Raw genomic sequence first — 14830 nt, 5'->3', positions numbered from 1 at the left:
TTTAAATGATTGTTTACAAATTTGGAGGAGCATCTGTCAAGAACGCCGAAGCGTTCAGGAATGTCTTGCATATTCTGACCACAGTGCCCACTACTGAGAAGATTCTGGTGGTTGTTTCGGCCATGGGCAAAACCACGAATGCGCTGGAGAAAGTGTTTGGGCAGGCGTTCAGGCAAGAAGATTACTCCCATGCGTTGCAGGAGATGCGGCACTACCACCAGGAGATTGCACAGGAGCTTTTCCCGGCAACGGATCACCCGGCATACGCCTCCCTCCAGAATCAATTCACGTATTTAGAAGACGCGCTGCAAACTGTTCAACCCCACGACTTTGACCGGCAGTATGATCAGATCATAAGCGTGGGCGAACTGCTCTCCAGCCTGCTTCTGCATCATTACCTGGGCAGCCGGGGTTTCCAGAACCAGTGGCTCGACTGCCGTGAGTACCTGCGTACCGATGCTACCTGGCGCGAAGGCCGCCTGGACTGGGACTGGACGGAGCAACAGATCCAACAACACCTTCCTGCGGTGCTGCAAGAGAGCCCCATCATTACCCAAGGCTTCATAGGCCGCACCGCCCAGGGTGCCACCACCACGCTGGGGCGGGAAGGCTCAGATTTCAGCGCCGCCATTTTCGCCTACTGCCTGCAGGCCGAATCGCTTACCATCTGGAAAGACGTACCCGGTCTTCTTAACGCAGATCCCAAGCTTTTCCGGGACACCATCAGGTATGAGGAGATTGCCTACCAGGAAGCGATTGAGATGGCGTATTACGGGGCTTCGGTCATTCACCCCAAGACGGTGCAGCCGCTGGCCCAACGCTGCATTCCGCTATACGTGAAATCGTTCCTGCACCCAGACCAGCCGGGTACCGTCATCTGGAATTGCCAGCATGACCGCATTGCCCCTTCCTTTATCCTGAAACAGCACCAATGCCTGCTCTCCTTCCACACCAAAGACTTCGGGTTTATTTCTGAGCAGCACCTCAGCTCCATTTTCCAGGCCCTGAGCAAACATCGGCTCAAGATCAACCTCATGCAGAACTCCGCCATTTCTTTCTCCACGTGTGTAGATGCAGATGAGGCCAGAGTAGAGGCCTTGAAGGCAGAACTGGCCCAAGAATTCGTGATTCTCTACAACCAGCCGCTGCACCTGTTCACCATCAAAAACTATGACCAGGCCAGCCTTGAAAAATTAACCAGCGGGAAGGAAATCCTCCTGGAGCAGCGCAGCCGCCAGACCTTCCAGTTTGTCTGCCGCCCCACCCAGGACTTCCCTCACTAAGCTAAAGCGTTGGTTTAAGCAAGGCCTTGGTAGTCTGAAAGGAGAAGCGGTTTTAGGGCTGTTTTGTCAAAATCACACCCAAACCAAGGGGTAGTCTGGCCGTACCAGACCACTTGAATTCACCTCCAGAAGATTTTTTCATATTTTGCACTATTCCACTTATAGTCAATTGGTTTACTTAAGGTAACCAAGTCCCAAGCATAGTTTAAAGGCACAGAATCTTTCTTTTTTGCAGGGTAAAAGGCCATGTCTTACCTTTGCGCCACAATTCGCGGGGGGTGTTTTCTCTCACCCCAAGGGGATTTTTCTTACAGACACATTTAAAATCACTTTAAACAATGGCAGTATTAGTAGGTAAAAAAGCACCATCTTTTAAAACTACAGCGGTAGTAGATTTAGAATTTGAAGAAGACTTTTCCTTAGACCAATATATTGGAAAGCAGCACGTTGTGTTCTTCTTCTACCCAATGGACTTCACCTTTGTATGCCCCACAGAGATCATTGCATTCCAGGATCGTTTAGAGGAATTCACCCGCAAAGGCGTAGCCGTGGTTGGTTGCTCTACAGACACCCACCAGTCACACTGGGCCTGGTTGAACACGCCCCGCGACAAAGGTGGTATTGAAGGCGTAACGTACCCACTTGTAGCCGATGCCACCAAAACCATCTCTTCTAACTATGATGTATTGGCGGGTCACTATGACTACAATGAAGAAGGCGAACTGATCTTTGTAGGCGAGCCGGTAGCCTACCGCGGCCTGTTCCTGATTGACAAGCAAGGCATTGTACGTCATCAGGTGGTGAATGACATGCCACTGGGCCGCAGCATTGACGAAGCCCTTAGAATGGTAGACGCGTTGCAGTACTTTGAGGAAAAAGGCGAAGTCTGCCCAGCCAACTGGGAAGAAGGCCAAGAAGGAATGGAAGCTACCCGCGAGGGAGTTTCTTCTTACCTGGCTACCCGCTAGTCTCCCACTCCTTACCTTACCAAAAAGCTCCCGCCCTAAACGGGAGCTTTTTTATTGCTAACTAATATTGCGCAGAAAGCGTGGCCCCACCCATTGCTAATTCGTTTTCGGGCTGTTTTACGGAAAACAGCCTGAAAACGCGAAAACCTGTGAGGTCTTAAAGACCTCACAGGTTTTACGTAAACTAGCGCGAGACTCCAGTCTCGTGACTTGGGATGAAGCGAGTCTCCAGACTCGCCGGGAACCACCGGCAGAAATGCGGAACACCCGCTACCAGTTCTCACCTCTATGGGCAAACGTATGGATTTTGGGCTGATTTTGGGAAAACGCCCCTAAAACCGTTCCGTAAAGCAAATGCTAACAAATGGTTAAATTTACCGTCATACTGCGTCTCCCTTGAAATTCCGCTGTATCTTTACTTTACTGGCCGTTTAAACAGCTACACAATGCCAGTAATTCTCGCTTTTAAGTAATTGTACAGAAATAACTATATATTCTTCTCTCCTTGTTTTCCTGGAAGGCTCTAGGTGGCGAACGGCAATGGCGTTTATTGACCGCTTTTCTAGTTCGCCCACAAGATCCTTTCAGGAGGGAAAAATAGATAGGTTAATTTGTCTTGCTACTTAGAGCTTAATAACCCCCGTTAAGTCATGTCAAAGATTCTATACGAAGTTGGTGTACGGGCCTATGGTTTGGGTGTGCGGTTGGCGGCTCCTTTCAGCCCTAAAGCGGCCCAGTGGGTGAACGGACGGAAGGAGATTTTTGAGGAGATAGCCCAAAAGCTTCGGGACAACACCGCACCGGTGGCCTGGTTCCATTGCGCCAGCCTGGGCGAGTTTGAACAGGGCCGCCCGCTCATAGAAGCATTCAAGCAGAAATTCCCCCAGTATAAGATTGTCCTCACGTTCTTCTCCCCTTCGGGCTATGAAGTCCGGAAGAACTATGCCGGGGCAGACTTTATCTTCTATCTGCCGCTAGATACCGCCCAGAACGCCCAGCAATTCCTTTCCCTGGTGCAGCCCACGCTGGCCGTTTTTGTGAAGTATGAGTTCTGGCACCATTACACCAAAGCCCTGCGCCAACGCCATATTCCGCTGTTTTCGGTTTCGGCCATTTTCAGGCCCAACCAGATCTATTTCCGGAAGAACGGCGGCTTTTACCGGCGCATTCTGGAGCGGTTTACGCATATCTACACCCAAAACGCAGCATCGGCCCGGCTTCTGGCCAGCATTGATTTCACCAGAGTGAGCACCGCCGGTGACACGCGCGTAGACCGGGTGCTGCAAACGGCTAAAAACGCCGCGCCCATTCCCGTAGCAGAGGCGTTCAAAGACCATTCGCCCGTGATGGTGATTGGCAGCAGTTGGCCCGAAGACCTACAGGTGCTTCTTCCTTTCATGCAGGAACAGTTGCCTACGCTCAAGTTCATTCTGGCCCCGCACGAAATCAAAGACAAGGAACTAAGCGGGGTGGAAGAGCAATTTGCCGGCCAGGCCATTCGGTTCTCAAAAGCCGATGCCGCTACCGTGGCCTCTTACCGCCTTCTGCTCATTGACAACATTGGCATGCTGTCCAGCCTTTACCAGTACAGCGATTACGCGTACGTGGGCGGAGCCTTCGGGAAAGGTCTGCATAATACGCTGGAACCCGCCGCCTTTGGGCCACCTATTTTCTTCGGGCCCAAATACGCCAAGTTTCAGGAGGCGATTGATCTGGTGGAGGCCGGTGTTGCCTTCAGCGTACACTCCACCCAGGAACTGAGCAAAGCCTTTTCAGCGGTGCATGAGAACCCTGCTCCGCGAGAAGAAATCAAGGCGGCCACCCAGGCATATCTGCAAAAACAGGCCGGGGCTACTGACCGTATCTTAACTTCGTTAGAATATTGGTTACCTTCGCGCCAAGCATGACAGGCACTGTAGTAAAATCAACGGGTTCTTGGTATTTGGTGCGCGACCACGCAGATGGTCTGCTGTACAAATGCCGCCTTCGCGGAAAATTCAAAAACAAAGGCTTAAAGGTAAGCAACCCCCTTGCCGTGGGCGATGACGTGACGCTGGAACCCGAAGGCGGCGAGCAGCAGGGCGTGATCACGGAAATAAAGCCCCGGCGCAACTACATCATCCGGAAGTCTACCCACAAGGCGCATCACGCCCACATTGTGGCCTCCAACTTAGATCAGGCGTTTCTGGTGGTGACGTTGGTTTCGCCGCGCACTTCCTTTGGGTTTATTGACCGTTTTCTGGTGACCGCCGAGGCGTACCAGATTCCGGCCATCCTGCTTTTCAACAAACTGGATTTGTATGACGAGGAAGCCCGGGGCTACATGCACCAGGTCATGCAACTCTACCGCCAGATTGGGTATCCGTGCTATCCGCTTTCCGCCCATACAGGCGAAGGTCTGCCCCAGGTGCAAGGTTTGCTGGCCCAGAAAGTATCTCTGTTCACCGGCCACTCCGGCGTGGGCAAGAGCACCCTGGTGAACGCCCTGGTTCCCGATCTGGACATTAAAACCTCGGAGATTTCGGCGTTCTCAGACAAAGGCGTGCACACCACCACCTTCGCCGAGATGTTTGAGGTGGAACCCGGCACCTATCTCATTGACACTCCCGGCATCAAAGAACTGGGCGTGGTGGAGATGAAGCGCGAAGAGATTGCCCACTACTTCCCCGAGATGCGCGCGCGCCTGAACAAATGCCGTTTCCACAACTGTGTGCACGTCAACGAACCGGGTTGTGTGGTGCAGGAAGCCGTCAAGAAAGGGAAAATCGCCTTACCCCGCTACGAAAGCTACCTGAGCCTGCTGCAAGACGAAGACACGCACCGGTAGGATTTAAATAGTTTTGAGTCTTGAGTCCTGAGTTTGTTTTAGGGCTGTTTTTTGAAAAATGGATCTAAGATCGCTCTTGAATGGCTGATTCGCTTATGATTCCCGATTCCAAAATAATATTGAGGGTTCCCCTCCTTGGAGCTAATCTTGCAGGAAAAAATGAGCGGCTAATTATATTCTGAGAATCCCAGAGAATCAGACCGCTCTTTCGGAGTTCTACTCCGGAAGCAAGCTGCCGGGGAGTTCTACTCCCCTTCCTTTGCAATACCTGCCCGTGGTTCCCAGCGGAGTAGAACTCCGCTGCAGGCAGATTCGGGAGTAAAACTCCCGAAGAGCTAGAAAAGATTTTTTCCCTACAAGATGAGCCTTGGAGGGGGTAAGGGTGGGTTTCGTGTTTCAGAGAAGCCTCTATTAAATGCCTAAAATAGCAGATGTATTTCCTGGTTGGGGGCACATAGGCGTTAGCCCTAAAATTTGTACCTTTGTGCACAGACGGAAGGGCCTGTTAGAACCATTCCTTAGATTCCTTCCGCTTTATTAACACCTTAGCACATTCATTAGCACATTACTTAGCACCTTAAAAAGATGAAAACCGCAGAAATCCATACCCCAAAGGGTGTCATGAAAGTAGAGTTCTACGAGAAAGACGCCCCTAAAGCCGTTGAAAACTTCACTAAACTGGCCAAAGAAGGTTTCTATGATGGCCTTACGTTTCACCGTGTACTCCCAGATTTTGTGATTCAGGGTGGTTGCCCTAACTCCCGCGAAGGTGCCAAAGGCATGCCCGGCACGGGGGGCCCGGGTTACAAAATTGACTGCGAACTAACCGGCGACAATCAGTACCACGACCGTGGCGTGTTGTCTATGGCCCACGCAGGCCGCAACACCGGCGGCTCACAGTTCTTCATCTGCCACAGCCGCAACAACACCGCCCACCTAGACCGCAACCACACCTGCTTTGGGAAAGTAGTGGAAGGCCTGGAGGTGATTGACACCATCAAAGCCGGTGACAGAATTGAGAAGATTGTCGTAAACGAGGCCTAACCAGAATTGGCGGAAAGCTTTTCCTGATTATTATACCATAAGAAGAAATAGCCGGAAGACAGACGTTTTCCGGCTATTTTGTTAAAATCAGCCCTAAAACTGAGTTCAGGGGGTGCAGGCACCAACGCGGCTTAACACAAAAGCAGTCAGTAAACCCAGTACCGTGATGAGCCATCTATTTCCCGCGTTGGTACCACCACCTTCTTAAACTTTTTAGTAGTTTGATTGGGGCAGGCAAATTGTTTAAGGAGATAGACAGAAAGGGCGCTTTTTCCGCGCCGAAACTATCAAAGAAGTCGGCCAAGGTTTCTATATCTTCTGGAGATTCAAAGTCAAAAACCAAATCCTGTTCAGAATACTGCTTTAGCACATAATCAATTATCAAAGATACGCCTCCCTTTCTTTTACCTTCTGGCGTGGAAGAGTTCATAATAAAGGTCAACTTCTTTTTAAACAGAAAGAAAAGTGCTGAGGCCTGCACATGGCCCTCTTCATCTATTGCTATATAAATACTACTCATGCTTCTGTTCTTTGTCTCTTGATAAAGCTGCCGGAGCATTTTGTATTCATACGCTTCACCTATGACCCCTTGAATCTTAGGCGCAACATTTTCATGAAATATTGAAAGTAACGGATTAATATTATCTGTCGCCTTAATAGTTAACCCACTTCTCTTAGCTTTGTTAATGCGCCATCTTCTATCTTTCTTGTACCCAGACACAACACTTTCATATGCTGAGGCCAAGGGTAAATGATAGGTACTGAAAACCTTATGTGTATATCCGTGGAGACCTGCATCTAACAACTCTTCATTTCCTACATTGAAGTCATATCTGGAAATTAACTTTATTTTATTAAAAAGCAGCTCACGTATATCAGCCCAGTCTTTTTGAGATATTTTGGTTATATAGAACAATCCTGATTGTTGAGAAAACAAAGGCTTATGCATATAAAACATTCCAAATTTACGTGCAACTGGGATAGGCAGTACTGCAACATAGGCATTGCCTTCTTCTTTCACAATGGCGTGCCAACCAGGAGATACTATATCCAAATACCAGGATAGCGCATAAATTAAGCCGTTAGGAGCTTTATCAATACAGTTGTCCCAGTAAGATATATTTATCTGGTCATGTGTTAGGTAACGTAGCATTAAGATTAGGAAAGCGAATTGTTTAAAACAAAATAAAGAGAGATGTTTGGGTGGAAAGCTTAGAACCTTTTAGAGTTTTCATTCACCGGCAGTTAATACAATTCCTCTGGGGCAAGCATCTGGTTATACTTTTGTTTTTAGAGCTTGTTTAAATTTGAGGTTTGCTGGCTCAACTAACCAGAGAAAGGTTTAGCTGTACACTGCCGCATGCAGAAGCTTGTACCGTCGTTTTCAGGCTACTTTTACAGAAACAGGCCTGAAACTCTAAACAGCCTCTTGTTATAAATAAGTATTCATAAAAAGAATACCTGTCTTACATCAAAGCGAACTCTATTGAGTCACTTTTCTCTTTATTTCTGGTTCGCAGAAATAAAATCCCATTTACTTTGACTGATACCATTTCATGCGGAGCCTTTTTAGCAACTTTAATGGTGCGGGCAAGTTATTTCTTGAGATAGAAAGAAAATGTGTTTTAACAGAGCCAAAACTACTATAGAAATCAGCAATGTGGTCTACTTCAGGTGCCTCAAAATCAAAAACAATCTCTTGCCCTGCGTACTTATGTAATACATAGTCTACTAACAGTGAAATACCTCCCAGGCGCTTGCCCTCTGGCGTAGAAGCATTGTAGATGTAGATCATCTTCTTGTGGAAGAGAAAGAAAAGCCCCATGGCCAATACCTGCTCTTCTTCATTTTCAACCTGATACATGAAAGCCATTCTGCGGCGTTTCGCCTCGCCGTAAAGTTGCCGAATTAGCCTATATTCATACGCTTCACCTATCACACCTTCAATTTTTGGAGTAACGTACAAATGAAATATATCAAGCATCAAGTCAATGTCAACACTTGGCTTGATGGTTAATTTACTACGCTTCGCTTTGTTAATCCGCCAACGTCTATCTTTTCGGTACCTAGATACTATGCTGCCATAGTCCTGCGAAAGATCCAAATGGTAGGTAGTAAAGAGTCTGCTCTCCAAATCAGCCCCTGTGGTAGGCACTGCCTTAAAGTTCTCAGTATTGAACTCATACCGGGAAATCATTTGGAACTTACTTGTTAACAACCTTCCTATTTCCACCCACTCCTCTTCAGTTATAGGCTGTTGGTAGAACACACCCAATTGCTGGGCAAACAAAGGTTGTCTTAGGTACAAGATACCAAATTTGCGGGCCACTGGAAGGGGCATTACTGCTTCATACTCACCTCTTTCCTCCTTCACTATAGCAGCCCACCCGGGTGAAACAATATCCAAGTACCAAGAAAAGCCATAGATCATCCCATTAGATGCTTTAGTTAGGCAAGCATCCCACTTTTCATAGTCTATGGCAGCATGTTTCAAGTAGCGGAGCATAATAGTCAGGGAAATACCTTCTTCAAACTTAGAAGGAGGAAAAGGCCCAAATTACCAAATTTCCTTTGGAGTTACGTCAACGCACAAAAGAGGTAACCGGAAGCTAAGTTAAATCAATGAATGAGGCACCTCTACTATAATCCATTCACTTTCTCTACGGCATCTTGTAGAGACCAAAACTTCCTTAAACACCAAACCGCCGAGACATCTTTTGCCTCGGCGGTTTGGGGAATTAGCGTTTAGGGCCTGTTTTCAGGAAAACGGCTTAAAAACGGTCATTGTCATCATCGTCGTCATCGTCTTCGCTCAGGGAGAAGCCGCCGCCGGAGAACATGCTGCTGAGTAGGTCTTTGAACTGGAGCCCGGCAGTAAGGCGGTTGCGGGAAATAAGGCTATACTCGGCCAGGCCGTGCAGGCAGAACTCCATCCAGAAGAGGTGCTCGGCTTCGCTCTGTGGCGTGGGCTGGAATTTGTTCACCACCTCAGAAAGGCCCGGCACTTGGTTCAGTTCGCGTTTGTACTCGGCGTCTGAGGCATCGTTGAGCAAATCCAGGGTGTGGCCATCAGAGAACCAGGCGGTCACTTTCTTGTAGGGGTCTTTCTCCTTCTGCTTCTTGAACTTGTCTGGGTCTGGGAAGTAATGCAGGAACTGCGTGCGGATGGCTTTGCCCATTAACCGGTAGGCCACGCCCCCGGCCCCTTCCTGCTCGCCTTCGTACACCAACTCCACCTTGCCGGTGACGGCCGGAACCGCGGCCAGAAAATCTGCGATGCGCACGTGGGTAGTGGCTTCGCCGTTGAGGAGCACGCGTCTTTCGGCAGCACTCACCACGCTCTCGTACGCCGAGATGGTTAGACGGGCCGAGACCCCGCTTTTGGCGTCTACGTACTCACTCTCGCGGGCCTCAAAGGCAATCTGCTCCACCAAGTCATGGATGAGTTCATGGCCTTTCACGCGGTTCTGCTGGGCTTTGGTAATACGCGCCTCCTGTTTGGTGATGCTTTTCCCAATCTCAATGCTTTTGGGGTAGTGCGTGATGATCTGGGAGTCAATCCGGTCTTTGAGCGGGGTTACAATAGAACCCCGGTTGGTGTAGTCCTCGGGGTTGGCGGTGAACACAAACTGAATGTCCAACGGAAGCCTGATCTTGAACCCCCTGATCTGGATGTCGCCTTCCTGCAGAATGTTGAACAAGGAAACCTGAATCCGGGCCTGCAAATCGGGCAGTTCATTGATCACGAAGATACCGCGGTGCGCCCTCGGGATTAAGCCGAAGTGAATCACGCGTTCATCTGAGTACGGCAGCTTCAGAGTGGCCGCTTTGATGGGGTCGGCGTCGCCGATTAAGTCGGCCACCGACACGTCTGGCGTGGCCAGTTTCTCGGTGTAGCGTTCGTCGCGGTGGAGCCAGCCGATGGCGGTTTCATCCCCGTGGTGGGCAATCTGGTCCAGGGCGAAGCGGGAAAGCGGCTGCAAGGGGTCATCGTTCAGTTCAGAACCGGCCACTACGGGAATGTACTCGTCCAGCAATTGCACCAACAGACGCGCAATACGGGTCTTGGCCTGACCGCGCAAGCCCAGCAGGTTAATGTGGTGGCGGCTCAAAATGGCGCGTTGCAGGTCTGGGATCACGGTTTCCTCGTAGCCGTAAATGCCGGGAAACACTTCTTCGCCGCTGCTCAGTTTTTTGATGAGGTTGGCGCGCAGTTCTTCTTTCACGCTTCGCGGCTCATAGCCGGCGGCCTTCAGTTGGCCCAGGGTCTTGATTTTTTGCAGTTGCTCTGCAGGTATATCTGTATAAAGCATGCTTTTAATTGCTGATGGTTGAGTGCTGATGGTTTTGAGCTTGTTTTCCAGAAAACAGGCCGAAAACAGAAAATTTTATCTATGTTTATTTTTGATTTTACTTTCTATGAAAATGTCCTCCCTGGCCTATTTTGCAGCCACCGCTCTTGCGGTTACCGGTGCTTTGTTACGTATGACCCACGTCATTGACAAACCTGTCTTCTACCTCATGATTGCCATTAGCATTGGGTGGGGCATTTGGGGCAACCTTCTCAACAAGCCCAAGGGAGGCAAATAACCCGAACGCTCAGCTCCAATTCCGTTTTCAAGCTCCTTTTAAGAAAACAGCCTGAAAACGGCGGCAGATGAATCACATCCGTTTCTTCTTGTTGCGGCCGTAGTCCCGGAACACCAAATCTCCCAGACCTTTGAGGCTGCTGTAGTACGCCTGCCCGTTGTTCACCTGGGTGAATTCCTCCACAAACTGCTGCAGGTACGGGTCTGTGGCGATCATGAAGGTGGTGATGGGAATGTTCAGCCGACGGCACTGCGCGGCCAGGTTCAGCGTCTTGTTCACCACTTTGCGGTCTAGCCCGAAACTGTTTTTATAGTACTTCAGTCCTTCTTTCAAACAGGTGGGTTTACCGTCGGTGATCATGAAGATCTGCTTGTTGCTGGTCTTGCGGCGGCGCAGCAAATCCATGGCCAGTTCCAGCCCGGCCACGGTGTTGGTGTGGTACGGCCCCACCATGAGGTACGGCAAGTCTTTGACCGTAATCTGCCAGGCATCGTTCCCGAACACAATAATGTCCAGGTTGTCTTTGGGGTACTTGATTTTCACCAGTTCGGCCAGGGCCATGGCTACTTTCTTGGCGGGCGTGATGCGGTCTTCGCCGTACAGAATCATGGAGTGCGAGATGTCTATCATGAGCACGGTACTGGTCTGCGTTTTGTGCTCGCGCTCGGTTACCTCCAGGTCTTGCTCGGTGAGGAAGAAATCATCTGAAATGCCGTGCTGAATCTGCGCGTTGCGGATGGACTCGGTGAGTTCAATTTGCTCGGGCGCATCGCCGAAGCGGAACTCACGGCGGTCGGCCGAGGCCTCGTCGCCAATGCCGGTTTTGGGCGTGGTGTGGTTTCCGCGGCCTCCCCGCTTCAGTTTCCCGAAGATTTCTTCCAGCGCGCTTTTCCTGATTTTCTGCTCGCCCTTGGCCTGTAGCTTGAACTGCCCGTCGGGGCCTTTGTCATCTATGTAGCCGTTTTTCTTGAGGTCTTCAAAGAAATCGCCCAGCCCGTAAGAATCATCGGTGAGGTTGTAGCGCTTGTCCATCTCACTCATCCAAGACATGGCTTCGGCCACGTCACCGGCGGTGAGGGTAATCAATTGGAGGAAAATCTGGAGCAACGAGTCAAAGCCCTTGTCTTTGGGTTCCTCCGGAACGTAATCGGTGAATCTATATCCGGCTGCCATAAAATTCGTTTTGTAGACACAAGATACAGGACGTAAGACACAGAACTTACCTGCCAGGTACTATGCTTTTCTATACCATACCCGCTAATGGCGAGCGCCACACCAAAGGCAAGTAGTGAAAAAATCTTGTGTCTTACGTCCTGTCTCTTGTATCTATCACTAACAACGTGTAAACGGAAATGTTCTTGTGAAAGGTAACCTTCTGCCTTAAAAGGAGTAAATAACAAAAATAAGTCCTATTGAATCATCAACATAATACCATTTCTTTTATGCGCGCCATCTGGAAAAATACGATTCTTGCCGAGAGTGACACCACCATTGAAGTAGACGGAAACTATTACTTTCCGCCTTCCTCGCTGCGGTGGGAGTTCTTCAAACCCAGCAACCGGCATTCTGTGTGTTCCCGCAAAGGGGAGGCGTCGTATTATTCGGTGCAGGTGGGCCATTTTGAGAACCCAGATGCCGCCTGGACGTACCCAAAACCGCAGGAGGAGACCGCAAAAGAGATTGAAGGCTTCATTGCCTTCTGGAAAGGCGTGCAGGTGGTGGGCAAAAACTAAGGCGTACTTTTCGCTCCAGTCGCTCCAGCAATTGCCTACTGACGTTACGCAATCTTGCTGGTGGCTCCCGGCGAGTCTGGAGACTCGCTTCATCCTTTGTCACGAGACAGGAGTCTCGCGCCTGCTTCCGCGATGCCGCCCGCTCCAAAGACCTCGTAGCGTCTTTAAACCTGCGAGCGTCTACGCCAATGCCGTTTCAAGCCTGTTTTCCTGAAACCAGCCCCGAAACGCATTAGCGGAGTCCCCACTGAGCGGGAGTGAAGTGCTTTCTGCGTAACATCAGTTGCAACAGTTAGATGGTGTATAAAGAGTGATTGAAAACAAAAACGCCCTTCAGAAATCTGAGGGGCGTTTTTGTTTTGTTTTATGGAAAAGAGGCCGAAAACGGCTTGGCGCTTAGTTGTCAATCCATTTGAACTTGTATTGCAGTTCTGGGACGCGCAACCGGTCGGCCACCCGGCGCAGGCGGTTGGGCAGGCCCATTAAGTAGTCGCGGGCGCGTTCACCGGCTTCGTTGAGCCCGGTCATGCTGGAGATTTTCCATTCTCTGATGAGGGTTTCCATGATCTCCACGTAGTCTGAAGACGTGTACACGCCAATGCGCTGGGCGGCATCTGTGAAGTGCCCGAAGGTCTGGCCTTGGTCAATGCCTAGTTCGCGCAGGTAGTGGGCGGGCATCACAATCTTCTTGCGCATCATGTCTTCAAAGGCGATCATCATCTCAGACGGGTCTACCTCAAAGATTTTCTTCACAAAAGTTTTGTACGCCTTGGCGTGGCGCCCTTCATCGGCGGCAATGTAGTTGCAGATTCTGGACAGCGTGGTTTCGCCGGCTTGTTTGGCCAGGGCGCCCACGCGGCGGTGCGACACGTTGGTCGCCGTTTCCTGGAACGAGGTGTAGACGAAGCTGCGGTACGGGTCATCATCGGTTTTGATGTCCATGCCGTCGGCAATCAGGTATTGGGTAGAGGCTTCCATCTGGCGCATGTCAATGCGGCCGGTCAGGTACAGGTAGCGGTTAAGCAAATCGCCGTGGCGGTTTTCCTCAGAAGTCCAGCCGCGGTTCCACTTCATCCAGGAACTGTTGGGGTTGGTGTTCACCTCTTTGATGCTCATGATCCAGCTCTCATAGGTAGGCAGGGCCTCCTCGGTGATGGTGTCGCCAATGAGAACGGCAAGTAAGTCATAGGAAAGCTCCCGGGCGCGCTCTTTCAAATCACGGACTTCGTCAAAGAACGAATCCATTCTGGCGTCTGGCAAAAAATCGGCGGGCTGCCAGCTATCTTCCACAGATTTCAGGAACTCAGGTAGGGCCGTGTCCAGGAACTTCTCCACATATATCATCACCTCTGAACGGGTGGCTAAGGCATTATTAATCATAAATTCTTTAGATATGGAAGAACAAATATATTACTTTTTAAGCAGAATGCTTGATGACTGAGCCGAACTCGTACGCAAACCTGCTATTCCAACGCCATATTTCCAATTCTTCTACTACGTAAAATCCTCTTACAAGGTGTCAGTATTTATCTCTGCCCGGGAAACAGCGGTTTTATTTAACTTTGAAAAACACCTTACCCGCCTCTATGCTTTTGCCGCTGTTAAAGAAAATACTTCCGGCCAACGCCCGGCTTTCTCTGCGAAAGCTTTTCTGGCTTTCCAGAGGCTGGCTGTACCTGGGCAATAAGGTGTTTTGCCCGCTGTGTGAGGGTTCCTTCAGAACGTTTCTGCCCTTCGGGAATGAGCGCCGTCTTCAGGCCCTTTGTCCGCGGTGCCATACCCTGGAGCGCCACCGCCTGCTGTGGCTCTATCTGCAGGAGCAAGTAAGAATACAGGAACGTGCCTTGGATGCCCTGCACATGGCTCCGGAGCCTATTTTACAAAAACGCCTGAGAAACCTCCTGAACCTGAACTACCGCAGCGCCGACCTGACCTCACCGGTAGCCATGGATCAGGTTGACCTACAGGCCCTGCCCTACCCCTCGGCCTCATTTGACCTGGTTCTTTGCTCCCACGTACTGGCCCACGTGCCCCAAGATAAGCAAGCCCTGCAGGAACTGCGGCGCGTGCTTCGGCCTACCGGCCAGCTTTTGTTGCAGGCCCGTCTGCACCCGCAGGAAAAAACGCTGGAAGTTGCCCATGCCCTCACCCCCCACCAACGGTTACAGGCGTACGGCCAGGCCGACCGGTTCAGGAACTACGGCCAGGACTTCGCCCGGCGGGTGGCTGCCCAGGGGTTTAAAGTAAAAGAGGTAGAATATGCCCTTGCCCGCACCCCAGAAGAACAAGCCAGATTGGGACTGGGCAAGGGTGAACGTATCTTTGTCGCTACGCCGGTTGCTTATGAGGCTCAGTAAACGAGTAAATAAATTTCTGCTAAGAACG

General features: G+C 50.3%; 13 protein-coding genes. 8 read left to right on the top strand and 5 right to left on the bottom strand.

Annotated features, from left to right (window positions below; genetic code table 11):
• Positions 1–5: 5 nt before the first annotated feature.
• From HHO50_RS09225 to HHO50_RS09205, 5 genes are all read left to right on the top strand, one after another.
• Complete coding sequence (locus HHO50_RS09225) at positions 6–1283, top strand: aspartate kinase (protein WP_181305728.1); 1278 nt, start codon at positions 6–8, stop codon at positions 1281–1283.
• Positions 1284–1621: 338 nt separating this feature from the next.
• On the top strand, positions 1622–2251 hold the full coding sequence (locus tag HHO50_RS09220; RefSeq protein ID WP_181305727.1) for a peroxiredoxin: 630 nt from the start codon (positions 1622–1624) through the stop codon (positions 2249–2251).
• 650 nt (positions 2252–2901) lie between these two features.
• Positions 2902–4158 (top strand): 3-deoxy-D-manno-octulosonic acid transferase, encoded by a 1257-nt coding sequence (locus HHO50_RS09215; RefSeq protein WP_181305726.1) that lies wholly within the window; start codon positions 2902–2904, stop codon positions 4156–4158.
• On the top strand, positions 4155–5078 hold the full coding sequence (gene rsgA / locus HHO50_RS09210) for a ribosome small subunit-dependent GTPase A (protein ID WP_181305725.1): 924 nt from the start codon (positions 4155–4157) through the stop codon (positions 5076–5078). The genes HHO50_RS09215 and rsgA overlap by 4 nt, the downstream gene beginning before the upstream one ends.
• 585 nt (positions 5079–5663) lie before the next feature.
• Complete coding sequence (locus HHO50_RS09205) at positions 5664–6122, top strand: peptidylprolyl isomerase (RefSeq protein WP_181305724.1); 459 nt, start codon at positions 5664–5666, stop codon at positions 6120–6122.
• Positions 6123–6297: 175 nt separating this feature from the next.
• On the opposite strand, the gene HHO50_RS09200 is transcribed toward HHO50_RS09205, so the two are convergent.
• From HHO50_RS09200 to HHO50_RS09190, 3 genes are all read right to left on the bottom strand, one after another.
• The gene (locus tag HHO50_RS09200; RefSeq protein WP_181305723.1) at positions 6298–7275 is read right to left on the bottom strand and encodes a hypothetical protein; all 978 of its coding nucleotides are present in this window, start codon (positions 7273–7275) and stop codon (positions 6298–6300) included.
• A 381-nt stretch (positions 7276–7656) separates the two neighbouring features.
• Entirely contained in the window at positions 7657–8616 is a 960-nt protein-coding gene (locus tag HHO50_RS09195) for a hypothetical protein (protein ID WP_181305722.1), read from the bottom strand.
• A 277-nt stretch (positions 8617–8893) separates the two neighbouring features.
• The gene (locus HHO50_RS09190; RefSeq protein ID WP_181305721.1) at positions 8894–10435 is read right to left on the bottom strand and encodes a sigma 54-interacting transcriptional regulator; all 1542 of its coding nucleotides are present in this window, start codon (positions 10433–10435) and stop codon (positions 8894–8896) included.
• 106 nt (positions 10436–10541) lie between these two features.
• Here HHO50_RS09190 and HHO50_RS09185 point away from each other — a divergent pair, with 106 nt between their 5' ends.
• Positions 10542–10712 carry a hypothetical protein gene (locus tag HHO50_RS09185; RefSeq protein WP_181305720.1) on the top strand — a complete coding sequence of 57 codons (171 nt, stop codon included), beginning with the start codon at positions 10542–10544 and terminating at the stop codon, positions 10710–10712.
• Positions 10713–10784: 72 nt separating this feature from the next.
• Here the strand turns inward: HHO50_RS09185 and HHO50_RS09180 are convergent, their stop codons facing one another.
• Positions 10785–11885 (bottom strand): VWA domain-containing protein, encoded by a 1101-nt coding sequence (locus HHO50_RS09180; protein ID WP_181305719.1) that lies wholly within the window; start codon positions 11883–11885, stop codon positions 10785–10787.
• 239 nt (positions 11886–12124) lie between these two features.
• Here HHO50_RS09180 and HHO50_RS09175 point away from each other — a divergent pair, with 239 nt between their 5' ends.
• Entirely contained in the window at positions 12125–12445 is a 321-nt protein-coding gene (locus tag HHO50_RS09175; protein ID WP_370457554.1) for a DUF427 domain-containing protein, read from the top strand.
• Between the two features lie 396 nt (positions 12446–12841).
• Here HHO50_RS09175 and HHO50_RS09170 read toward each other — a convergent pair whose 3' ends face one another.
• Positions 12842–13825 (bottom strand): acyl-ACP desaturase, encoded by a 984-nt coding sequence (locus HHO50_RS09170; RefSeq protein ID WP_181305718.1) that lies wholly within the window; start codon positions 13823–13825, stop codon positions 12842–12844.
• A 182-nt stretch (positions 13826–14007) separates the two neighbouring features.
• On the opposite strand from HHO50_RS09170, the gene HHO50_RS09165 reads away from it, so the two are divergent.
• Complete coding sequence (locus HHO50_RS09165; protein ID WP_181305717.1) at positions 14008–14802, top strand: class I SAM-dependent methyltransferase; 795 nt, start codon at positions 14008–14010, stop codon at positions 14800–14802.
• Positions 14803–14830: the final 28 nt, after the last annotated feature.

Source organism: Rufibacter sp. XAAS-G3-1 (assembly GCF_013623775.1).
Lineage (GTDB): Bacteria > Bacteroidota > Bacteroidia > Cytophagales > Hymenobacteraceae > Nibribacter.
Note: the sequence above shows the minus strand (reverse complement) of the source record. Positions and strands in the feature narration are given on the sequence as shown.